This window comes from Roseovarius sp. MBR-6 (genome assembly GCF_040547525.1).
GTDB lineage: Bacteria > Pseudomonadota > Alphaproteobacteria > Rhodobacterales > Rhodobacteraceae > Roseovarius.
In genome coordinates this window covers 1-20,319 of record NZ_JBEPPW010000027.1, presented here as the reverse complement: position 1 = coordinate 20,319, position 20,319 = coordinate 1, and the positions used below count along the sequence as shown (strand labels likewise).

Sequence of the window (20,319 nt, the reverse complement as noted above, 5' to 3'; positions counted from 1 at the left end):
TATTTGGGCAGCGCACGCGCCATGGCGCTTAGTGCCCCGCCACTGGCCTACTTTTGCACCGCCACGTGGCCGGTTTTGTCTCCGCCGTTGACACCCGGAACGCGTGCCAGTGGCATCGAACAGCATCTCATGGGGAGAGGGCGAAACAGGATTGATCCAGTGGATCAATCCCGCCCTGAACGGGCGGAGCCCCGTCTGCAACGGATAGGCACGCAACAGAAAGGCCCGGCTGTGCGACAGCTTGATATGGGCCATCTGAAGCTTGGTGCGCTCGCCGCCCAGAACCGCAAAGTCTTCGCTCCAGTCAAACTGAGAGGCTTCGCCAGGATCAATGGCGGACAATTCCCGCCGTCATAGATACCGCGTCCAGGGACGCCGCCAAAGACCCGGAACGCGTGCCAGTGGCATCGAACAGCATCTCATGGGGAGAGGGCGAAACAGGATTGATCCAGTGGATCAATCCCGCCCTGAACGGGCGGAGCCCCGTCTGCAACGGATAGGCACGCAACAGAAAGGCCCGGCTGTGCGACAGCTTGATATGGGCCATCTGAAGCTTGGTGCGCTCGCCGCCCAGAACCGCAAAGTCTTCGCTCCAGTCAAACTGAGAGGCTTCGCCAGGATCAAAATGCGGCGGCACAAAAGTCCCGCGCCCCGTCGTCCGCTGTATAACCCGATGGATTGGGCAGTTGGGTGATGACCCAAAAACACCTGTGCCCGGCACCGCAGACAAGATGAAAACCGTCAAGGCAGCCTGCGGGGGGACCAAAGCGGGCCCCAAGAAGGACACGGCGCTGAGGCATCCGAACACAGCCGAGAAGGCGCACACCGCGAAAAAAACGACAACGACTGCAACCGCGAACTCAACGCGACCACGCACGCACTGGCGTAAGCTTTGGGATAGCGGAAAGACCCCGTCATGGCGGCACTTGCCGGAGTGGGGTTTCACCGTAGGAGCGGGCCGTCGTGATCGAGATAGCCTGTGTCAAAGCCTGATACGTCCCTGAGGCGGTCGAGGTTGTCGAAGGTGACGCGGCCTTTTTGAAAGGTGAGCAGCCCTTCATTGCGCAGATGGCGGAGCACGCGGTTGACATGGACCGCACTCAGCCCGAGTGCATCAGCGAGATGATATTGAGTCAGCGGACAGGGGAACCCTGTCTTGTCGCCCAATCCCACTAGCCGCAGGCGCGCTCCAAGTTCGAGCAGCAGATGGGCCATGCGCTCTTCGGCGGACCGGCGACCGATGTTGACCAGATGTTCCACCACCATCGCCTCGTCGCGCGACGCCGCCCAGAGAACAGCGGTGGCAAGGCGCGGGGCATGCGCGAAAGCATCGAAAATATCGGTGGCGAGAACCTCGGAGGCCTCGATGCGCGTGACCGCCTCGCTGCTGTGATCCGAAGTGCGGAAGAGGATGCTGCGCAGCCCCAGAAAATCGCCCGGAACCTGGAAATCCACGATCTGGCGGTCGCCGTCGGGCAGAACCTTGTAAGAGACGGCCCAACCTTCGGCGAGGATGAAGGCGGAGGCGTTGGATTGCCCCTCATGGAGCATCTCATGCCCCGGCAAAAAGGTTCGCCTGCGTCGGTGAAAGCGTGCGAGCGTTTCGAGATCGACCTCCGACAGAGCAACGAAAGCCGAGAGCTTTTGGGTCAGGGGGCTGTCCAGGGGCAACGTTCGACCTTCCATGAGAAAGTTGCGGCTGAGGTATCACCGATACCGATAGCCGGAACATGCGCGGACAAAACTGCTCTGCATCAGTCCACCCTAGCAGGAGATACCTATAATTGCGACCATGTTGCAGGTCCGTGAGGATCGACGCAGCAACCTCGAGTAGAAAGTGAAACTGACATGTCCCTTCCGCCTGACACCGCCGGAACCGCCGCCTTGGCAATTTGCGAGTCGTTGCTGCTTGCCCTGAACGATCACAACATCCTACCAGAGAAAGAGATTGTCGGCATTCTCCAGGATGCCGCCGCCGCGCATGCGAACGCCCCGTCCAGTGATGACGAGGCGCTGCACAGGTCAGTAGCAGTCTTGATCAACGGTATTCTGGCCGGGGGCAATTCCGTGCGCCGGCGCTGAGGGCGGCATCGGCCCCGCCGTCAGAGGCGTCCGGTAAAGACCAGTACGATCAGGATGACAAGAACAACGCCGAGCCCGCCACTTGGCCCATATCCCCATGACCGGCTATGCCCCCAAGTTGGCATCACGCCGAGCAGGACTAGGACGAGAAGAACGATGAGAATGGTGCCAAGCATGATGTTTGCCTTTTTTTGCTGTGAAGGTTCGGATGTCTTGGTGTGCAGGGAGCGGGACTGCGCGGCTTGATCCTGTGGAAGCCGTTTCGGTCCCCTTCCGGAAAACCTGCGGACGCGTATGTGGTCACGAAGGATGTTTTCGACCGCGCGCGGCCGTCTGGTCCATGGCGCGCGGCCCAGAGATGGCCGCCGTGATCAGACCAAGGCCTCGATGGCGGCGCGACATTCCTCCAGACACATGGTTTGATCATTGAGCGCGAGCGCGGTCTGCGCCGCCCGGAAATGTGCCAGGGCCTTGGTCTTGCCCGGACCACCGGGGGCGTCGCAGCATGATTTCCAGGTGTCGTTCATCTGGTTCGACATGGATGTAAAGAGCGGTCGATCTGATGTCACGGTCGGTTCCTTGGAGTGGTCATAAAAGGGGCAAGCGCTCCGCTTGCCAAATAGGTTGGGATGGCCCCAGTCCATATCAAACTAGGGGATGAATCGAGCGCTTAGGCTGATCCATGTAAGTGTCGAGCCGTGTTTTTCCTGCGACAAGCAAGGCACGAGCGGGCGGATCTGCGAAGAGCCCGCGGATGTTCGAACGTCACATCACATCCGGACAGGGAATGCGCGTTCTGGCCTCAAGGCATCAAGGCCTTGACGCCTGGCTCTGCCGGTGAGAGCAAATCAAGGATATTCCTATGAAACTTCTTCACACCACAGCCCTATGCTGCGTCTTTGCTCTGGCTGCCGCCGGTCCTTTGGCCGCTGCGGGCAAGACCCTCTCCGGGCTTGCCGTCAGCTCTGATCTGAGCGCCTATGAGGACAACAATGTTCTCAAATACTGGCCGACGCTCGAAGAGGATATCGCCACGGCGATCGCCTCGAAACTGACTGTGGATGAGAGTGCCGATGCACCGCGCATTTCGGTCGAGATCAACAAGGTGGCGATTGATGGCGACACCAAGTTGCCGGACTCGGGCGAGTTCAACACGCTCGAAGGCACCGTGACCACCCATGAGGGCAACAACAACGTCAACTCGGTGTCCAAGGGCCAGACCCGCGATGCCCTGATCGGCAGCTATGCCCTGCGCATGACAGCAATCAGCGGCGAGCGCGTGGTGCCCGATGACTGGGTCCTGGTGGCCCCGTCTCAGGAGGATTTCTACAACGCCCTCATCAATGCCTATGCCACGACGATCGTCGAGCGTATCGCGGAGTAACCACGAAACCGAGACGCCGGACTGACAGCTGTCGGTCCGGCATTTTCCGCATCGGGACAGGGGTCCGAGAGGGCGAGACCGGGACGCAGACGATGTGCGCCCTGCCCGGTCGGATATCACCCCCCCGGAGGAGTCCTGAATGATGACGAAGCGCCCGCGTGTGACAAGGCCCGGCAGCCTCGCCCGCTCGGCCTTGTCGCTGCAGACCGCCTTGAGCGGCTTTGTCGTCAAAGCGGCCTTGCTCCCGTTCAAGACGCGCCGCGCCGCTGCGCCGGTCGGACCCAAGGCAGGCAAGGCAGGCGGGGGCAAGCGCACGATGGGAAGCGCCATCCGGCAGTTGCGCCGCGCCCGGTCGCTTGTCCCCTTGTCCACCATCCGCGCAGGCGGAGGCGGAGGCCAGAAACTCCCCCGTATTCCGACCGGGGCAACCTATCTGACGCGCAAATATCGCAGCGCCACAGGATCGCGCAGCTACAGGCTCTACCTGCCTGCCAGCCACCCCAAGCGGCCCAAGCGGCCCAAGCGGCCCAAGCGGCCCAAGCGGCCCAAGGGTCTGATCCTGATGCTGCACGGATGCAACCAGACCCCGGATGATTTTGCCATCGGCACGCATATGAACGACTTGGCCGAACGGCATGGGCTGGCGCTTGCCTATCCGGCGCAGACAAGGCGCCAGAATGCGGCCGGGTGCTGGAACTGGTTCAAGCCGGGAAACCAGATGCGTGGCATGGGCGAGCCCGCCATTCTGGCCGCGCTGACGCGCAAGCTGATGCGGGAGTTCGGCCTTGGCCGCGATGCGGTCTTTGTGACCGGTCTCTCGGCGGGCGGGGCCATGGCGATGATCCTTGCGGATGTCTATCCGGATGTCTTTACCGCCGCCGGGGCGCATTCCGGCCTTGCGCGCGGGGCGGCGTGGGATACGCTGTCGGCGATGAGCGCGATGCATAACGGCGGCGCCCCCAACGGGGCTCTTGTCCCGGTCATCCCACCTGCCCGTCCGGTGCGCCGGATCATTTTCCAGGGCGCGGAGGACCGCACGGTCAACCCGCTCAACGCCGGGTTCATCGTCGCTGCGGGCATGGGCGGAGAGATCACGCCGTGCAAGGAGGTCAGGCGGGCGGTGCGCGGGCGGGACTATTGCCGCAGTTCCTATGCGGACCCCAAGGGCGCGGTCCGGATCGAGCTCTGGATGATCGCGGACACGGGGCACGCATGGTCCGGGGGCCGTGCCGCGGGCTCTTATACCGATCCGAAAGGGCCCGATGCCTCGGCGCAGATGGTGCGGTTCTTTCTGGACACACCGATCTGAGAGCGCCGGGCGCCCAATCGGGTGAGACCGGCACGAGACGCATTTACCACGAAAGGCACAGGGCCATGACAGATGAAGATAGCCTCTGGGCGATGGAAGAGCGGTTCTGGACCGAAGGTGCCAACAGCGCCCGGACGATGACAGCCAAGGGAGCGGTGTTTGTCTTTCCCTATCCAGTCGGCATCCTGCGGGGCGACCAGATCTGGCGCGAAGGACTGGTGGCGCAGCGGTGGCGCTCGGTCGGGCTCTCCGAGCAGTGCTTTGCCCGGGAAAAGGACGTGGCGATCCTCGCCTATCATGTCTCGGCCGAACGCGACGGCACGCCGATCTACGAGGGCTATTGCACCTCGTCCTACCTGAACGACGATGGCATCTGGCTGCGGATGGCGCATCAGCAAACACCCACCTCCTGAGCCTTTCCCTCGCCGTTTGGCAGGGCCGGGATTTGTGCGTGAAATGACGTCAGGCCGCAGGCAGCCCTAACCCAGATCAGTCGCACCACGGTCAGGCCATGACACTGTGGACCGGTCTGGTGTCTCCGCTGCGCAGTCTTTTGCGCAGGCCGCACCAAGGAAAGGACAAATGCGATGGGCCATCATGGATTAAAGATCGGGCATGGGTTGAAGATCGGGGCCGTCATTCTGGCGGCGGCGCTGCTTGCGGCCTGCACGAACGCGGATGGAAGCGCCAACAAGACCGGCACAGGGGCCGTCATCGGGGGACTCACTGGCGTAGCTGCCGGGCAGATCGCCGGGGGTGGCACCGGGGCGACAGTGCTCGGTGGTGCGGTCGGGGCCGGGGTTGGTGGGTTGATCGGGGCAAACCAGTAGGGGCGTTGAGCGCGCCACGGCCGTGACGTCTGGCGGGGTTTGGCTGTGATTATGCCTGCCTTGTTCGCGCGCCGGACCCTCAGGACCGGCGCGTCAGAACAAAGGCCAGAAGAAAGGCCGCAAGCGGCAAGAGTGGCCGCGCGGACCGGCTGAGCGCCCAAGCAAGGGCAAGATCGGCCTCGCTGCGCGCCTGTGCCTTGCGGGCCCGTGACATCCGGCGGGCCACAAGCGCGCGCCCAGCCAGATGCACTGCCACCGCCAGCAACGCGATCAGCACCGCCCCGACCAATGCCGCTAGCGGAAACCCGAACCAGCCGGTCAGGGCGGCCAGACCAGAGGCCAGCAGCAGCGACGCCGATATAAAGACCAGCGCTGTCGTCAGGGTCGCGGCCGCCGCTCTGAGGGCCGCCGCGCCTGTCCGGGCGGCAAAGACATCGCGCAGCGAAGAGAGCAGCGGCATGCCCATCGCGGTTCAGCCCTTCCGCGTGACAAGGCCAAGCAAAAGACCGATGCCCGCAGCAATGCCGATTGCGGTCAACGGATGCCCCAGCACCGCATTGGTCGCGGTGGTCTGGACCTCGCGCCCGGTCTGGCCGATTTTGCGCCCGGCGACCTCGAGACCTTGGGACATGTCGTCGGTGATCGTCGCGGTCAGTTGCGCCAGATCGGCGCGCAGGGTCGCGATCTGCTGGCCGATGTCGTGCTCGGACGCGGCGATATTTGCGTTCAGGGGGAGGGATTTGTTCATGAGATAACTCCAAACAGGGGGTCGGGTGCCACGGGTCGTGCCGGGGCTCACTTTGCTGCGCCTGTGGGCGGGAAGGAGGCGGAGCCGGTCAGCGCAATCCCAGAAAACCCAGGATGAACACGACGACCACAATCAGGCCTATGATGTAGATGATCCCGTTCATTGCGCGGCCTGCCTTTTTGGGGAAGGCCGAGATTGGCCATCCTTTGAGCAACCCTAGCGATGCGCAAGACCGGCGACACAACATGGATCAGTATCATTGGAGGTTGCCGCACGAATTACCCCTTGGTGGGCAAATCCAGAGAAATCCGGGTCTCGCTGATCCAGGTCAGTGCGGGTGCGCTGCAAAGTGCAATGGTAATCCTTCACCGCCGCATCTCGCGGCGGCAAAGGTCGGGCCATACCCGCCTCAGGAGGTCACCGATGACACAGACACCCATCGCCGGTCTTGTTGCGCTGTCCGTCGGCACAGCACTTCTCTTCTTTGCCTGGAGAGGCAGCAATGCCCCGGTCGATCAACTGAGCGAGGCGATGACCGGTCGCTTCACGGGCGATACGATGTGGTTCATGATCGCTGGCCTGATCGGCGTCGTGGCGGGCGGATCGCTGCTCCTGCGGGGGCTGGTCCGCACCTGATCCCAGAGCGGGCGATCCCGGAATACGGGGCCCGCACCCGGCCCCAAAACACAAGGAAACCATTCATGTCCCTGGTAAATCTTATCGTCACGCTGGTCGTCGTCGGCGTCGCTCTCTGGGCAATCAACACCTACGTGCCGATGGATCGCAAGATCAAGTCGATCCTCAACGTGGTCGTCGTGATCCTCGTGATCCTCTGGCTCCTGCGCGGCTTTGGTCTGATGGGCGACATCGGCGCAATCCGCGTCGGCGGATGACAGGCCACAACGGCCAAGACACGGCTCAGTCCCCGGCCCCCATCCCCCCAACAACCGCCTGAACAATCAGAAGCACAAACGACACAACCGCAAGAAGCGTGCCCCAAGACACCGTCAGCCCCGTTGGATGAGCCTTCAATTGCCCGCCGTCCACCGCGTGCGCGGGCAAAAGGCGCGTCAGATCATCTGCGATCGCCTGATGGTCGCGCCCGAGCAGGGGCACGTCGTAAGAGCGCGCGAGCAAGAGGCTTAGACGGGTTCTGGCCGCCTCGCGACCCAAGGCGGCAAGGTCTGCCGCCTCTGCCCATGGATCGAGGTTCAGACGTGCCAACACGGAGAGGACGCTGACCGTTCTGCCTGCCCAATCCTCGCCGACTGAGGCATAGAGAAACCGCTCGAATGCAGGATCGTTAGGGTTGAGGATTGACGATGCGGACATGGGATTTTCCTCGGTGGGGCGTGCGGCATTGGCAGGCAAGAAAGCGGCCCGTCCCCACGCCTCAGGGAACATAGAGAAAGGTGCGGCGCACTGGCGGACAGTGACCCGTCCGGTGCATTTTGATCACGCCAGGTCATTCCGCAAATCAAGGGGCCGCCCTCCACGAGGGTGAGCGGCCCTGTAATCACGCTAAAACGATACGATCACGCGAGAGCGAGATTCGCCGCGTCGAGTTCCTTGTTCGTCTCGGCGTCATTCTTCGCCGTATGCGCCTTTTCAGCAGCCTGATAATGCTTCAGAGCCGCATCTTTTTTCGGGCCAGCGGGCGCCTTGTCCCAACGTGCCTTGACGGCGGTCATTTTGCCTGCGGTCTTGTTCTGTTCGGGAGTCATGGAGGTGTCCTTTCATAGACCTCCCGATTTCAGGTGGCGTAAAAGCGGAGCAGTGAGTTGTAAGTGCCTGCTCCGCATCTTACGCAACACGAATACTCGGGAGAATGGCCGCCAGGATCTGGCGGACAATGTATTGATAGGCGTGTCCCTGTCCGGTCGCACTGATGCAGGTTAACCTAGGCCTAGAACCGGCACCAACCATCGCATCAGCCGGTCAGAACGCGCGGTAAAGCGCCGATGCACCACTGGCGTGCAGACTAGGCCGTCGCCGCAAGTGCCGCCCGGAATCGCACCAGTGCAAGCGCGAAGAACACCGCACCAAGCCCCGCCATCGCCGCGAGAGAGGGCCAGACCGCCTCTGGCCCCGCGCCGCGATGCAGGACGGCTTGCGCGAAGGCAATGTAATGCGTCGAGGGCAGGGCCTGCACCGCGTTTTGCAGGGCGGGCGGCATGCTCTCAAGCGGGGTAACGCCGCCCGAGAGCAGGTTCATCACGACAAAGACCGGGATCGACAGCAACCCGAACTGCGGCATCGTCGTGGCCACGGTCGAGAGCAGCACCCCAAGCGAGACAACGGCGAAGAGATAGAGGCCGGTCCCGGCAGCAAAAAGCGTCGCCGAGCCATTGATCGGCACGCCCAAGGCAAGCCCCACCACCAGCCAGAGCGACAGCATCGCTGCCGCCAGAATCACAAGGCCGTTGGCCCAGACCTTGGCCAGCACGATTTCGGCGGCGGTCACGGGCATCACCATGAGGTGCTCGATTGTGCCATGCTCGCGCTCGCGGATCACGGCCGCGCCGCCCAGCACGATGGCGAGGATGGTGACATTGTTGATGACCTGCATCACCGCCATGAACCAGCCGGAGTCGAGGTTGGGGTTGAATTTCGCCCTTATGATCAGCTTGACGGGCAGTGTGGACGCGCCGTCGCCACGGTCAAGGAACGCTGCCGTTTCCGCAGCGATAATGGCCTGCACATAGCGCGCGCCATTGCCCGCTGTCGTCATCGCGGTCGCATCGACGTTGAGCTGGATCACCGGCCGCCGCCCAGCCAGAAGATCGGCCTCGAAGCGCGGCGGAATGTCCAGAACGAAGGCATAAAGCCCGCCGTCCATGCCGGCATCCACCGTCTCTGCTCCGATCAGCACAACCGGTTGGAAATAGGGTGGCAGGAACGCCCCCGCGATGCGTGCCGAGATGGCCGAGCGGTCCTCGTCCACAAGGGCTATGGCGGCGTTGCGCAGTTCGATCTGCACGCCGCGCGCCACGGTATAAACAGCCCCGGTGAAGGTGTAGAGGATCAGCGCCATCAGCACCGGGTCGCGAAGAATGCTATAGAGTTCCTTGATCCCCAGCCGAAAAACGATGGCGAACCCGCGTCTCATTCAGCGCTCCTGCTTGCCGAGCAGCAAGGAAGCCGCAATCCAGTAGAGACCGCAGAAGAGCGCCAGTGCCAGATGATCCGGCCAGAGCGTGCCAAAGCCGAGGTCCTTGTTGAAGACGCCCGCGCTGATGCGTTGAAAATAGAGCGCCGGAAAGCTTTGCCCGATCACCACCGCCGCCCCTTCGAGGGTCGAGACCGGGTAGAGCATCCCGGAGAAGTTGATCGTGGGGATCATCACGATGATCGAGGTCGCAAAGATTGCCGCGATCTGAGAGCGCACAAAGGTCGAGACCACCAGCCCGAACCCGGTCGCCGCCGTGATCAGCAGAAGCGCGCCCAGGATCAGCGCCATCGGGTCCTGAGGCCATGGCAGTCCGAAGGCTACCAGCATCAGAGCTGCAAGGCTTAGGAAACTCGCCATCCCGACCGCCACATAGGGGGCCTGCTTGCCGATGAGAAACTCGATCCTTCTGGCAGGTGCGGCGTAGAAATTGACGATCGAACCGATTTCCTTTTCCCGCACCACGCCCAAGGCGGTCAGCATGGCGGGGATCATGATTAGCAGCATCATCAGCACGCCGGGCGGGATCGCGTGCCGCGACAGGAACGCTTGGTTGTAGCGAAAGCGCGGTTCGACGGTCGCGGGCTCGGCGGGCGGCGGCACGCCGGTTTCCTGCATCGCCACTTCGCGCAGGTGCCCGGCCAGCACGCCCTGCACATAGCCTCGCCCGGTCTCGGCGCGGGTGGTGTTCGAGCCATCGAGCCAGACGCCGATTTCGGGGGGGCGGCCCGCCAGCAGGTCGCGCCCGAAACCGGGCGGAAAGACCAGAGCCACGGACATCTCGCCGCGCATCATGCGCCGGTCAAGGTCGGCAAGATCGGTCAGCGGGGGCTGTTGGGCGAAGTAGCGCGAACTCGATAAGGCAGCGCCTGCCATCCGGCTCTCGCGCGAGCGGTCCTGATCGAGGACGGCATAGCGCAGGTTCTCGACATCAAAGGTGATGCCAAAGCCCATCGCCAGCATCAGCACGACCGGACCCAAGAGAGCAAAGCCAAGCCGGATCGGATCGCGGCGAATTTCCATCGCCTCACGCCGCGCGAAAGCCCAGAGGCGCGCGGGGGAAAAGCCCGGTGTTCCCCCGGTCGGGGAGGCCGCAGGCGGGGTGGCAGGTGCTGCGTTCGTGGCCGGATCGACACCTGCGCCCGCATCGGTGAGATAGCCGATGAACGCCTTCTCCAGCGTTGCCGCACCGCGGGCCTCGCGCAGGGCATCGGGCGCGTCTTGCGCCAGAACGTGACCCTCGTGCATCAGCGTGATGCGGTCGCATCGTTCGGCTTCGTTCATGAAATGGGTCGAGATGAAGATCGTCACGCTCTCGTTGCGGGACAGATCGACCAGCAGCGCCCAGAACGCGTCGCGCGCCACCGGGTCAACGCCAGAGGTTGGTTCGTCAAGGATCAGAATTTCGGGGGCATGCAGCACGGCCACGGCCAGTTGCAGACGTTGGCGCACCCCCAGCGGGAGGGCATCGGGGGCCGCATCCGCCACGTCGCGCAGATCGAAACGGTCCAGAAGAACCTCGACCCTTGGGCTGCGCTCGGCGCGTGGCAATTGGAAGAGGTCGGCGTGCAGCTTGAGGTTTTGCCGCACCGTCAACTCGCCATAGAGCGAGAACGCCTGCGACATATATCCGACGCGGCGCCGTGCGACGAGACCGTCCGCGCCAAGCGGTGTGCCGAACAGCCGGGCACTGCCCGCGCTTGGCGTGAGCAGGCCGGTCAACATCTTCATCGTTGTCGTCTTGCCGCAGCCGTTCGAGCCGATAAAGCCAAAGATTTCGCCCTGTTCGATGCAAAAGCTCACGTCGTCCACGGCGGTAAAATTGCCGAAACGCATCGTCAGCCCTTCGGCCTCGATTGCGGGCGGGCCTTCCGTGGCGACGCGTGGCGGAACCGTGACCGCGACGTGACCCCGCCGTGCATCCTCGGGCAGCAGCGCGACAAAGGCCTCTTCCAGTGATGCGGCCGCGCCTTTCAGGGAAGTTGGTGCCCCTTCGGCCAGCACGCAGCCGTCATTCATTATCACCAGCCAGTCAAAACCTTCGGCCTCTGACATGGTGGCGGTGGCGGTCAGCACGCTCATGGTGGGTCGGCGGGCGCGGATTTGCGAGATCAACTCCCAGAATTGACGCCGCGAAAGCGGATCGACGCCGGTCGTCGGCTCGTCAAGGATCAAGAGGTCGGGTTCGTGAACCAGCGCGCAGCAGAGCGCGAGCTTTTGCTTCATGCCGCCCGAGAGCTTGCCTGCAGGCCGGTCGGCAAAATGGCTCAGACCTGTGCCGCGCAGGAGTTCTTCGATCCGCGCCGCGCGCTCGGCGGTGCCTTGCCCGAAGAGCCGCGCAAAGAAATCCACATTCTCGAAGACCGACAGGGTGGGATAGAGGTTTCGCCCCAGCCCTTGCGGCATGTAGGCGATGCGTGCGCAGACCGCACGCCGGTGGGATGCCGCGCGCATTGACCCGTCTAGCGTGCGCACCTCACCGGTCTGGAGCCGCCTTACCCCGGCCACGAGCGCCAAAAGCGTCGATTTCCCCACCCCGTCAGGCCCGATCAGACCCACCATCTGCCCTGCCGGGATCGTCACGCTGACGTTGTCGAGGGCAAGGGTTGCGCCGTATTTGTGGGTCACGGCGTCGAGCCGCGCAACGGGTGGCGGCGCGGTCATGGCAGTTTGACCGCCAGTGCCTCGGGCCAGACGGCGTCGGGGGCGATGCGGACCACGGCGACGCCCGGCAGCCCGGTCTTGACGAGGGCGTGGTAACGGGTCAGCACCTCGCCGGGGATTTTCAGCCGGACGCGGAACATGAGCTTTTCACGTTCGCTCTCGGTTTCGACGTATTTCGGGGTGAACTGCGCGGCGGCTGCGACAAAGGAAACCTCTGCAGGGATCACGAATTCGGGGGCAGCATCGAGTGTCAGCCGCGCCTCGGCCCCCATCGCGAGCCGTCCGGCCTGGGATGTGGGTAGATAGATGTCCATGTAGACATCGCGGAGATCCAAGAGCGAGACCACCCGCCCCCCGGTGGCAAGCACCTCTCCCGGCTCTGCCAGCCGATATTGCACCCGGCCTGCGCGCGGCGCGGTCAGCACATGATCGGCAAGGTCCGCCCGAAGTGCTGCGACCCGCGCTTGTGCGGCCTCTATCGCAGCTTGGGCCGATCCGCGGGCGGCCACCGCACTGTTGAGGGTGGCGACGGCGGTGGTCTCTTCCATTTGGCGCAGGTCGAATTCCTCGGCGGTGGCATAGCCGCGCTCAAGCAGGGTCTGCGCGCGGCCCAGTTCCGCGCGTGCCAGTGTCAACTCGCCCTCGCGCTGCGCGATCAGGGCCAGAGCCTGCACCTCTTGCTGCCGCGCTTGCCTTGTCGCGGCCTCGGCGGCGCGCAGCGTTGCCTCCAATTCGGTTGCCTCGATCCGGGCCACCACGTCGCCCGCCGCAACCATGGCCCCTTCCACGGCCAGAACCTCGGCGATCCGGCCTCCGAATTTGAGCGCGACATCCACGCGCGTTGCCTCGATCCGCCCATTCGCCTGCGCAAAGCCCGGCGGTGGTCCAGCGTCGCGATTGGCCAGCCAGAGCCAGACGCCGACCCCGATTGCGGTGGCGGTCGCCACGCCGACGACGCCTAGCAGAGTTCGGTTCATCAGATGGCTCCTCGGGCCAAGGGTCGCGATGAGAGGTTGCAGGGCGATGAGGCGCAGGGCTGTCGCCCCTTTCCCCCGCCCAATCAATCCCTGCTCAACCCGTTATTGCGCCAGCATCTTCGGGGGAAATCCGCGTTCCTCTGCGGCCTTCCAGGATCGCACGGGCATCCTCCAGCTTGCCGATCCCCGCGCGCTTGCCGCTGGCCCTGACAAAGGCCACGGCGGCGGAAACCTTTGGCCCCATCGACCCCGGCTCCAGTTCAAGATCCTCCAGCGCGGCGGGCGTGGTCACGCCGATCGCGCTCTGATCCTCGCGCCCGAAATTGCGCAGGACGGCGGCAACATCGGTAAGAAGCAGGAGCGCGTCGGCCTCGAGTCCAAGGGCCAGCAGCGCCGAGGTGCGGTCCTTGTCGATGACCGCCTCGACACCCTCCATCTCGCCTTTGGCGTTGCGCATGACCGGAATACCGCCGCCACCGGCGCAGATCACGCAATGGTCGGCATCAAGCAGCACCTTGATGGCATCGAGACCGAGAATGCGCAGCGGCGCAGGCGAGGGCACGGCACGTCGCAGCCCGCCAGAGGCCTCAGTGACCATGGCCCAACCGTGATCGTCATTTGCCTGAGCGGCCTCGGCGGCGGAATAGACGGGGCCGATGGGTTTGGTCGGGTTCTGAAAGGCCGGGTCCATTGGGTCCACCTCGACCCGGCTCAGAAGGGTGGCGCAGCGGGCACCCTTTGGCAGGGCGTTCATCAGTTCCTGTTCGATAAGATATCCGATCATCCCTTCGGTCTCAGCCCCCAGAATGTCCAGAGGCCATGGGTTTCCGGGCGCAAACTTGGCCGCATGCAGCGCCATCAGCCCGACCTGTGGGCCATTGCCGTGGGCGACGATGATCTGATGATCCTGCGCCAGATCGGCCAAGGCAAGGGCGGCCACGCGCACGTTGGTGTGCTGCGCCTCGGCGGTCATCGGCTCACCGCGCCGCAGAAGGGCATTGCCGCCAAGGGCTACAACGATCCGCATCTCAGGCGCCAATCGTGGCGACAAGAACCGCCTTGATCGAATGCAGACGGTTTTCCGCTTGATCAAAGACCTTGGATGCAGGCGACTCGAACACCTCTTCTGTAACTTCCATGCAGTCGATGCCATACGTCTGAAAGGTGGCCTCGCCGGTTTTGGTGTCGCGGTTGTGAAAGGCGGGCAGGCAATGCAGGAACTTGGTATGCGGCGTGCCAGTCAGGTCCATGACGTCTTGGGTGACAGTAAAGGGCGACAAAAGCGCGATCCGGTCCGCCCATACCGCCTCGGCTTCGCCCATCGACACCCAGACATCGGTATAGATGAAATCGCAGCCCTCCACGCCTTCGGCCAACTTTTCGGTCAAGGTGATCCGCGCACCGCTCGCCTCGGCCAGTTTGCGGCACTGATCGACCAGACCGGTCTCTGGCCAGAGCGCCTGTGGCCCGCACAAGCGGATGTCCATCCCAATCATGGCCGCGCCGACCATCAGCGAAGACCCCATGTTGCCCCCGGTGTCCCCGATAAAGCAAAAGGAAATATCTGAGAGGTGCTTGTGGGTGAATTCACGCATGGTCATCAGATCGGCGAGAATCTGAGTGGGGTGGAATTCGTCGGTCAACCCATTGTAAACCGGCACGCCTGCAAACTCTGCCAGCACTTCCGCCTCTGCCTGCCCGAACCCCCGATATTCGATGGCATCATAGAACCGGCCCAGAACGCGGGCGGTGTCCTTCATCGTTTCCTTGGTGCCGATATGGCTGCCGGATGGGCCGAGGTAGGTGACATGCGCGCCTTGGTCAAAGGCGGCAACCTCAAAGGCGCTACGGGTGCGGGTGCTGTCCTTTTCGAAGATCAGGGCGATGTTCTTGCCACGCAGCAATTGCGTCTCGGTGCCCGTCGTCTTGGCCTCTTTCAGGCTGGCCCCAAGGCGCAGCAGGAAGCGTAACTCGTCCGCTGTGAAATCCAGCAGTTTCATGAAACTGCGACCATGCAGGTTTTGTGGCATTGGGGGGTCCTTTCAAGGAGATGGGGCGCATCACAGGGCGTCGCGGATCAACGGGCAGGTCATGCAATGCGACCCACCCCGCCCACGTCCCAATTCGGCACCAGAAATGGTGATGACTTCGACCCCGGCCTTGCGCAAAAGCGTGTTGGAATGGGTGTTGCGGGCATAGCCCACGACCACGCCGGGCGAGATGCAGAGCAGGTTGTTGGCGTCATCCCACTGCTCGCGCTGCGATTCGTAGGCATCGCCCCCGGTGGGCACCGTGCGCAGTTTCTTGACACCGAGCGCCCCTGCCACGACATCAAGGAACGGGGCTGTTTCGGTAGTGACCTGCACCGTGCCGTTGTCGCCGGGCCGCAGCGAATAGGTCTGGATCGCGTCGGTCACTTCGGCAAAGACCGTGACCAGATCGCGGTCGCAAAAGGTGAACACCGTATCGAGATGCATAGATGACCGGGCGCGCGGAAACTGGCAGGCGATGACCCGGTCCGCCCCGCCCCCCGCAAAGAGCGCGCGCGCCACCTGTCCCACGGCTTGCGGCGTGCTGCGCTCGCCCATGCCGATCAGGACCGTGCCATTGCCGATGGGCATGACATCGCCGCCCTCCAGCGTGGCAGCGCCATGATCGACCATGGGATCGCCGAACCAGATCGGAAAATCCGCCCCGGCGAAATCAGGGTGAAAGCGGTAGATCGCCGTCAGGTTCAGCGTCTCAAGCCGTCGCGCGGGCCAGAACATCGGGTTGAGCGTGACGCCCCCATAGATCCAGCACGACGAGTCGCGGGTAAAGATCGTGTTGGGCATGGGGGCCAGCAGAAAATCATCCGGCAAGAGCATTGGCACCACCACGCCGCCTTCGGCGATCGGCAGTTCTGCCCGGCTCATGCCACCTATCAGGATGTGCGACAGCGCCTTGGCCGGCATCTCCATCAGACAGGCCAAGAGGTCAGCGGAGAGGCCCACCCCCACGGAATCGTCGTTGATCCGCGCCTCAAGCAGCCATCGGCGTGCCTCGGGGTTGGTCAGCACCTCCTCCAGCATCTCGCGCAAGAGCACCACCTCAACCCCGCGTTCGCGCAGGGCATCGACGAATTCCATATGGTCGACACGCGCCTGTTTGACCCAGAGCACGTCGTCGAACAGCAGGCTTTCGGCATTGGCCGGCGTGAGGCGCGCCATCTCTGATCCGGGCCGGTGGACAAGGACGCGGCGCAATTGGCCCGCTTCGGAATGAACGCCATAGGTCAGGGTCATGGTTGGGTGCCTCCCAGCACGGTGGATATGGCAAGGGCTGCCATGATGATGAGGGTCAGGACGACAAGCAGCGGCCATACAAAGCGCAGCCAGCGTTCATAGGGCACGCGGCCAATGGCGAGGCCCCCCATGACCACGGCGGAGGTGGGCGTGATTAGATTGACCATGCCGCTTGCCGTGGCAAAGGCGGTGACGACCAGTTCACGCTTGACCCCTGCGAAATCGGCCACAGGGGCAAGGATCGGCATCGACAGGACCGCCAACCCTGAGGTGGAAGGCACAAAAAAGGACATCCCCACCTCGATCCAGTAGATCACAAGGATGAAAGTGGTGGGCGTAAGACCCGCCACGCTGCCTTCGGCCGCGTTCAGGATTGTGTCGGTGATGAGGCCTGCGTCCATCACCACGACGATGCCGCGCGCCAGACCGATGATCAGCGCCACGCCCAGCAGATCGCGGGCACCGTTCACGAAACTCTCGACCAGCTTGCCCTCGCCCAGACGGGCGACAAGGCCGATCACGATGGCGGCGGCCAGAAACAGCCCGCTCATTTCCGCCATCCACCAGCCGCCGACCGAGACGCCCCAGATCATCACGCCGAATGTGAGCGCAAAGAGGATCAGCACGACCTTGTGCAAACCGGTGAAGGCTGCCGCCTCTGCCGGTGTTTCGGACAGGAAATGCGCCTCGTTCTCAGCCTGTTTGTCAAAGACCAGCGATTTGGTTGGATCGGCCTTGACCCGTGCGGCATAGCGCATCACGAAGGCGACCGTGACCGCAAAGCTGAGGGCCAGAATGATCAGCCGCAGCGCAAGACCGTCGGCAAAGGTCACACCCGCCGCGTCCGAGGCGATGACGGTTGAAAAGGCGTTGATGGTAGAGCCCAGAACCCCCACCCCGGCCCCAAGCAGGATCACAGCCACCGCCGTGAGCGCATCGTATTTGGCAGCGATCATCACCGGGATCAGGAGGACATAAAAGGCCAGCGTTTCCTCGGCCATGCCATAGGTCGTGCCGCCAAGGGCAAAGAGGGCCATGAGAAACGGGATCATCCAGGTCTCGCGCCCCTTGAGCCGCACCATGGCGCGGGCGATGCCTGCGTCAATCGCCCCTGTGGCCGTCACCACGCCGATGAACCCACCGATGATCAGCACGAAGAGCGAAACGTCGATGGCGTTCGCAGTATATTCCAGCGGGTCGTAAAATCCCGCGATTGGGGCGAGGATCACATCGAAAATCCCCTGCGGATTGGCATCCGTCGGCGCATAGCTGCCTGCCACGGGCACATCCTTGCCCAATGCCTCGGACGGAACGCGCGCATATTGCCCCGCCGGTATGATCCAGGTCAGCGCCGCCACCAGAATGATGAGTGCAAAGAGGATGGTAAAGGCAGAGGGGAATCGGAACCCCGTTTTGTGGTCGGATGGCATGGACCTGCTCCCTTGGCCTAGGTGTCATGCGGAGCCTAGGCCTTCGGGGATGGCGTCAGGCTGATACAGGTTAGGCCAGCCCGTCTAACTTTGCGCGGCTGTCAGCGCCCTGCCATCGCACCCGCTGCGATTTCGATGATCTCGGCGGTGATCGCCTCTTGCCGAAGGCGACGCGCGAGGGCCTGAAGATCATCCAGTTCTGTCGCGATGTGTCGCGATGCCGCCGACATCGCGGCCATGCGCGCCTCGTTCTCGGACACGAAGGCATGGAGCGCCGCACGCGTCAGAACTGCATGTAGCCTGTCAAGCCCAAGATTGGCGGCCAATTCAGGGGCCGAAATGTTGGTCAGAGAGGTAGGGGGCCGGACTGCGTCATCTGTGGGCGGCAACGGGAAAAGGTTGCGGGATGCAACCCGCGCTTGCCCATGTTCCCAGATGGTGTGGATCACCGAGACGGCGCGCGCGCGCCCGTCTGCAAATACCGCCTCAAGCAGTCGGTCCGCGAATTTTGGCAGGCTGGCAGAGTGCGACGGCATCGCAGAGACCCAGACCGGGACAATCCCGCGCGCGGCCGCAACCGCAGCCCCCCGACTGCCGATCAGAAATAGATCCGCCTCGGCCTGATTTGCGCCCACGCGGTCCAACACCCGCTCTGAGAACGCCCCGACAAAGCCCTGTTCCGCGCAAAAAACGATAAGTGCTGCGCGCGTGCCGTTCTCTGGCGCTTGCATGGCGCGCCCTGTCGTAGCCTGTTGCAACGCTGTCGCAAGGAGATTGGCGTAATCCTCGACGGCGGCAATCTGGCTGCGGGCGGTGCGGGCGCGAGCCCCGGCGATGCCGGTCATCGCGCGCACGACGCTGCCCAGTTGACGGATGCCCTCGATCCGATCAGAGAGCGCCGCATCAGCCATCTGGCGCCGCCCGTTTGCCCAGAAGTGCGAGCAGCGCGGCGCGGTCGGAACCCTCCATCTTGCCCGTCGCCTCGATCCGGTGAACGACCGCGCCCGCGTCTCTGTCCAGCGTCCCAGCGAGCCCTGCGCGAAACCTGTCCACCGCCTCGGGAGTGAGCGCGTCGAGCAACCCCTCTTGAACCGCCAGCACGAGGGCGATTTCATCAATCAGGCGCATGGGCGCATGCTGATTCTGCCGCAGCACCGCGCGCAGACGCGCGCCGCGGGTCAGTTGCGCCTGCACGCGTGACTCCATCGTGCCGCCAAAGCGGGTGAACACCTCCATCTCCAGGAACTGCGCATAATCCAGCCGCAAGGATTTTGCCGCATCGCGCAAGGCGGGGGCCTGCGTCTTACCGCCCACCCGGCTGACCGAGACGCCCACATCGACCGCCGGTTTCTGCCCCTCTTGAAACAACCGCGCATCCAGCACGATCTGGCCATCGGTGATCGAGATCAGGTTGGTGGGGATGTAGGCCGAGAGGTTTCCGGCAACGGTCTGGGCAATCGGCAGGGCGGTCAGCGATCCCGCCCCCTTGGCCGCCGACAGTTTGGCCGCGCGTTCCAGCAGGCGGGCGTGGACATAGAACATATCGCCCGGATAGGCCTCGCGGCCCGGAGACTGGCGAGTGAGAAGGGCAATCTCGCGGTGGGTGGCGGCGTGCTTGGTCAGATCGTCGATTACGATCAGGGCGTGGCCGCCCTTGTCGCGGAAATACTCGGCCATCGTCATGCCGGCATAGGGGGCGATCCATTGCAGGCCGGGGGGCGTGGCGGGGCCAGCCACCACCACGATGCAGCGCTCGAACGCGGCATGGGTTTGCAGCGCATCGACCGCGCGGCGCACGGCGGATGTTTTTTGCCCGACGGCGACATAGATGCAGATCATGTCGGTGTCCCGCTGCGCAATGATCGTATCAATCGCCAGCGTCGTCTTGCCGGTTGCGGGGTCGCCCACGATCAACTCGCGTTGTCCCCGGCCAAGAGCAAAGAGCGTATCGACCACCAGCACCCCGGTCTGGACCGGATTTGTAACCAAATCCCGGTCGATAATGCCCGGTGCCGCGCGCTCGATGGGCAAGAGCGCCCCGGCCACGACCGGACCCTTGCCATCAAGGGCGCGGCCCAACGGATCGACGATGCGCCCCAGCAACCCCGCGCCCACCGGCACGCGCACCACATCGCCGGTGCCGCGCACAGCATCCCCCGCTTGCAGCGCCCGTGCGGCATCAAGCAGCACACAGCGGATCCGGTCCGGTTCCAACACCTGCGCAAAGCCAAACACCCCGCTGTCAAAGCGCAAGAGTTCGTCCAGCCGCAGATGCGGCAGGCCCGAGATCATGGCCACCCCGTCGGCCACTTCCTCGACCCGGCCCCGGTATTCGGGGGCTGGGGCTTGTCTGACGTCAGCACCCATGGGACAGTTTAGGCATATTGCGGAACGGAGGGTTTCCGGCTCATCGTAGCCTTCATGGAGCGAAGATGAGCAAGA

23 protein-coding genes and 2 pseudogenes are annotated in these 20,319 nt (G+C 63.6%); 6 read left to right on the top strand and 19 right to left on the bottom strand.

Annotated elements, in window-relative coordinates; all coding sequences use genetic code 11:
• Positions 1–111: 111 nt before the first annotated feature.
• From ABIE57_RS18795 to ABIE57_RS18785, 3 genes and pseudogenes are all read right to left on the bottom strand, one after another.
• A pseudogene (locus ABIE57_RS18795) lies at positions 112–336 on the bottom strand (hypothetical protein); the annotation flags it as partial.
• Between the two features lie 14 nt (positions 337–350).
• Positions 351–667, bottom strand: a pseudogene (locus ABIE57_RS18790) (hypothetical protein); the annotation flags it as partial.
• A 275-nt stretch (positions 668–942) separates the two neighbouring features.
• Positions 943–1,686 carry a Crp/Fnr family transcriptional regulator gene (locus ABIE57_RS18785; protein ID WP_354540570.1) on the bottom strand — a complete coding sequence of 248 codons (744 nt, stop codon included), beginning with the start codon at positions 1,684–1,686 and terminating at the stop codon, positions 943–945.
• Between the two features lie 162 nt (positions 1,687–1,848).
• Here ABIE57_RS18785 and ABIE57_RS18780 point away from each other — a divergent pair, with 162 nt between their 5' ends.
• Complete coding sequence (locus ABIE57_RS18780; RefSeq protein ID WP_354540569.1) at positions 1,849–2,082, top strand: hypothetical protein; 234 nt, start codon at positions 1,849–1,851, stop codon at positions 2,080–2,082.
• Between the two features lie 20 nt (positions 2,083–2,102).
• On the opposite strand, the gene ABIE57_RS18775 is transcribed toward ABIE57_RS18780, so the two are convergent.
• Positions 2,103–2,258, bottom strand: coding sequence for a DUF3309 family protein (locus tag ABIE57_RS18775; protein ID WP_354540568.1), 156 nt, complete (start codon positions 2,256–2,258; stop codon positions 2,103–2,105).
• A gap of 195 nt (positions 2,259–2,453) precedes the next feature.
• Complete coding sequence (locus ABIE57_RS18770) at positions 2,454–2,651, bottom strand: hypothetical protein (RefSeq protein WP_354540567.1); 198 nt, start codon at positions 2,649–2,651, stop codon at positions 2,454–2,456.
• Between the two features lie 293 nt (positions 2,652–2,944).
• Here ABIE57_RS18770 and ABIE57_RS18765 point away from each other — a divergent pair, with 293 nt between their 5' ends.
• From ABIE57_RS18765 to ABIE57_RS18755, 3 genes are all read left to right on the top strand, one after another.
• A complete protein-coding gene (locus ABIE57_RS18765; RefSeq protein ID WP_354540566.1) occupies positions 2,945–3,466 on the top strand; it encodes a hypothetical protein in 522 nt (173 codons plus the stop codon).
• A 139-nt stretch (positions 3,467–3,605) separates the two neighbouring features.
• Entirely contained in the window at positions 3,606–4,775 is a 1,170-nt protein-coding gene (locus ABIE57_RS18760; RefSeq protein WP_354540565.1) for an extracellular catalytic domain type 1 short-chain-length polyhydroxyalkanoate depolymerase, read from the top strand.
• 65 nt (positions 4,776–4,840) lie between these two features.
• The gene (locus ABIE57_RS18755; RefSeq protein WP_354540564.1) at positions 4,841–5,188 is read left to right on the top strand and encodes a hypothetical protein; all 348 of its coding nucleotides are present in this window, start codon (positions 4,841–4,843) and stop codon (positions 5,186–5,188) included.
• A 189-nt stretch (positions 5,189–5,377) separates the two neighbouring features.
• Here ABIE57_RS18755 and ABIE57_RS18750 read toward each other — a convergent pair whose 3' ends face one another.
• From ABIE57_RS18750 to ABIE57_RS18740, 3 genes are all read right to left on the bottom strand, one after another.
• Positions 5,378–5,623 (bottom strand): hypothetical protein, encoded by a 246-nt coding sequence (locus ABIE57_RS18750; protein ID WP_354540563.1) that lies wholly within the window; start codon positions 5,621–5,623, stop codon positions 5,378–5,380.
• A 61-nt stretch (positions 5,624–5,684) separates the two neighbouring features.
• On the bottom strand, positions 5,685–6,065 hold the full coding sequence (locus ABIE57_RS18745) for a hypothetical protein (RefSeq protein ID WP_354540562.1): 381 nt from the start codon (positions 6,063–6,065) through the stop codon (positions 5,685–5,687).
• A gap of 12 nt (positions 6,066–6,077) precedes the next feature.
• A complete protein-coding gene (locus tag ABIE57_RS18740) occupies positions 6,078–6,353 on the bottom strand; it encodes an ElaB/YgaM/YqjD family protein (protein ID WP_354540561.1) in 276 nt (91 codons plus the stop codon).
• Positions 6,354–6,776: 423 nt separating this feature from the next.
• Here ABIE57_RS18740 and ABIE57_RS18735 point away from each other — a divergent pair, with 423 nt between their 5' ends.
• Together ABIE57_RS18735 and ABIE57_RS18730 are read left to right on the top strand one after the other, a co-directional pair.
• Positions 6,777–6,989 (top strand): DUF3185 family protein, encoded by a 213-nt coding sequence (locus tag ABIE57_RS18735; RefSeq protein ID WP_354540560.1) that lies wholly within the window; start codon positions 6,777–6,779, stop codon positions 6,987–6,989.
• Between the two features lie 65 nt (positions 6,990–7,054).
• On the top strand, positions 7,055–7,246 hold the full coding sequence (locus ABIE57_RS18730; protein WP_354540559.1) for a Thivi_2564 family membrane protein: 192 nt from the start codon (positions 7,055–7,057) through the stop codon (positions 7,244–7,246).
• Positions 7,247–7,271: 25 nt separating this feature from the next.
• Here ABIE57_RS18730 and ABIE57_RS18725 read toward each other — a convergent pair whose 3' ends face one another.
• The 11 genes from ABIE57_RS18725 to ABIE57_RS18675 all read right to left on the bottom strand — a co-directional run bounded on the left by ABIE57_RS18725 (position 7,272) and on the right by ABIE57_RS18675 (position 20,244).
• Entirely contained in the window at positions 7,272–7,685 is a 414-nt protein-coding gene (locus tag ABIE57_RS18725; RefSeq protein WP_354540558.1) for a hypothetical protein, read from the bottom strand.
• Positions 7,686–7,888: 203 nt separating this feature from the next.
• On the bottom strand, positions 7,889–8,077 hold the full coding sequence (locus tag ABIE57_RS18720) for a hypothetical protein (RefSeq protein ID WP_354540557.1): 189 nt from the start codon (positions 8,075–8,077) through the stop codon (positions 7,889–7,891).
• Positions 8,078–8,334: 257 nt separating this feature from the next.
• Positions 8,335–9,462 (bottom strand): ABC transporter permease, encoded by a 1,128-nt coding sequence (locus ABIE57_RS18715; RefSeq protein ID WP_354540556.1) that lies wholly within the window; start codon positions 9,460–9,462, stop codon positions 8,335–8,337.
• Complete coding sequence (gene rbbA, locus ABIE57_RS18710; RefSeq protein ID WP_354540555.1) at positions 9,463–12,186, bottom strand: ribosome-associated ATPase/putative transporter RbbA; 2,724 nt, start codon at positions 12,184–12,186, stop codon at positions 9,463–9,465.
• A complete protein-coding gene (locus tag ABIE57_RS18705) occupies positions 12,183–13,163 on the bottom strand; it encodes an HlyD family secretion protein (RefSeq protein ID WP_354540554.1) in 981 nt (326 codons plus the stop codon). Before ABIE57_RS18705 ends, rbbA begins: the two co-directional genes overlap by 4 nt.
• Before the next feature lie 94 nt (positions 13,164–13,257).
• Positions 13,258–14,190 carry a carbamate kinase gene (locus ABIE57_RS18700; protein ID WP_354540553.1) on the bottom strand — a complete coding sequence of 311 codons (933 nt, stop codon included), beginning with the start codon at positions 14,188–14,190 and terminating at the stop codon, positions 13,258–13,260.
• Position 14,191: 1 nt separating this feature from the next.
• Positions 14,192–15,163, bottom strand: a complete 972-nt coding sequence (gene argF / locus ABIE57_RS18695) for an ornithine carbamoyltransferase (RefSeq protein WP_454283788.1) — start codon at positions 15,161–15,163, stop codon at positions 14,192–14,194.
• Positions 15,164–15,223: 60 nt separating this feature from the next.
• Complete coding sequence (arcA, locus tag ABIE57_RS18690) at positions 15,224–16,447, bottom strand: arginine deiminase (protein ID WP_354540551.1); 1,224 nt, start codon at positions 16,445–16,447, stop codon at positions 15,224–15,226.
• Positions 16,444–17,877 (bottom strand): YfcC family protein, encoded by a 1,434-nt coding sequence (locus ABIE57_RS18685; RefSeq protein WP_354540549.1) that lies wholly within the window; start codon positions 17,875–17,877, stop codon positions 16,444–16,446. Before ABIE57_RS18685 ends, arcA begins: the two co-directional genes overlap by 4 nt.
• 101 nt (positions 17,878–17,978) lie before the next feature.
• On the bottom strand, positions 17,979–18,788 hold the full coding sequence (locus ABIE57_RS18680) for a F0F1 ATP synthase subunit gamma (protein WP_354540548.1): 810 nt from the start codon (positions 18,786–18,788) through the stop codon (positions 17,979–17,981).
• Positions 18,781–20,244, bottom strand: a complete 1,464-nt coding sequence (locus ABIE57_RS18675) for a F0F1 ATP synthase subunit alpha (RefSeq protein WP_354540547.1) — start codon at positions 20,242–20,244, stop codon at positions 18,781–18,783. Before ABIE57_RS18675 ends, ABIE57_RS18680 begins: the two co-directional genes overlap by 8 nt.
• Positions 20,245–20,319 lie beyond the last annotated feature (75 nt).

Coding starts and splice junctions, on each gene's coding strand:
- ABIE57_RS18785 (WP_354540570.1), bottom strand. CDS start 1,686: ATGGAAGGTCGAACGTTGCCCCTGGACAGCCCCCTGACCCAAAAGCTC.
- ABIE57_RS18780 (WP_354540569.1), top strand. CDS start 1,849: ATGTCCCTTCCGCCTGACACCGCCGGAACCGCCGCCTTGGCAATTTGC.
- ABIE57_RS18775 (WP_354540568.1), bottom strand. CDS start 2,258: ATGCTTGGCACCATTCTCATCGTTCTTCTCGTCCTAGTCCTGCTCGGC.
- ABIE57_RS18765 (WP_354540566.1), top strand. CDS start 2,945: ATGAAACTTCTTCACACCACAGCCCTATGCTGCGTCTTTGCTCTGGCT.
- ABIE57_RS18760 (WP_354540565.1), top strand. CDS start 3,606: ATGATGACGAAGCGCCCGCGTGTGACAAGGCCCGGCAGCCTCGCCCGC.
- ABIE57_RS18755 (WP_354540564.1), top strand. CDS start 4,841: ATGACAGATGAAGATAGCCTCTGGGCGATGGAAGAGCGGTTCTGGACC.
- ABIE57_RS18745 (WP_354540562.1), bottom strand. CDS start 6,065: ATGCCGCTGCTCTCTTCGCTGCGCGATGTCTTTGCCGCCCGGACAGGC.
- ABIE57_RS18740 (WP_354540561.1), bottom strand. CDS start 6,353: ATGAACAAATCCCTCCCCCTGAACGCAAATATCGCCGCGTCCGAGCAC.
- ABIE57_RS18735 (WP_354540560.1), top strand. CDS start 6,777: ATGACACAGACACCCATCGCCGGTCTTGTTGCGCTGTCCGTCGGCACA.
- ABIE57_RS18730 (WP_354540559.1), top strand. CDS start 7,055: ATGTCCCTGGTAAATCTTATCGTCACGCTGGTCGTCGTCGGCGTCGCT.
- ABIE57_RS18725 (WP_354540558.1), bottom strand. CDS start 7,685: ATGTCCGCATCGTCAATCCTCAACCCTAACGATCCTGCATTCGAGCGG.
- ABIE57_RS18720 (WP_354540557.1), bottom strand. CDS start 8,077: ATGACTCCCGAACAGAACAAGACCGCAGGCAAAATGACCGCCGTCAAG.
- ABIE57_RS18715 (WP_354540556.1), bottom strand. CDS start 9,462: ATGAGACGCGGGTTCGCCATCGTTTTTCGGCTGGGGATCAAGGAACTC.
- rbbA (WP_354540555.1), bottom strand. CDS start 12,186: ATGACCGCGCCGCCACCCGTTGCGCGGCTCGACGCCGTGACCCACAAA.
- ABIE57_RS18705 (WP_354540554.1), bottom strand. CDS start 13,163: ATGAACCGAACTCTGCTAGGCGTCGTCGGCGTGGCGACCGCCACCGCA.
- ABIE57_RS18700 (WP_354540553.1), bottom strand. CDS start 14,190: ATGCGGATCGTTGTAGCCCTTGGCGGCAATGCCCTTCTGCGGCGCGGT.
- argF (WP_454283788.1), bottom strand. CDS start 15,163: ATGAAACTGCTGGATTTCACAGCGGACGAGTTACGCTTCCTGCTGCGC.
- arcA (WP_354540551.1), bottom strand. CDS start 16,447: ATGACCCTGACCTATGGCGTTCATTCCGAAGCGGGCCAATTGCGCCGC.
- ABIE57_RS18685 (WP_354540549.1), bottom strand. CDS start 17,877: ATGCCATCCGACCACAAAACGGGGTTCCGATTCCCCTCTGCCTTTACC.
- ABIE57_RS18680 (WP_354540548.1), bottom strand. CDS start 18,788: ATGGCTGATGCGGCGCTCTCTGATCGGATCGAGGGCATCCGTCAACTG.
- ABIE57_RS18675 (WP_354540547.1), bottom strand. CDS start 20,244: ATGGGTGCTGACGTCAGACAAGCCCCAGCCCCCGAATACCGGGGCCGG.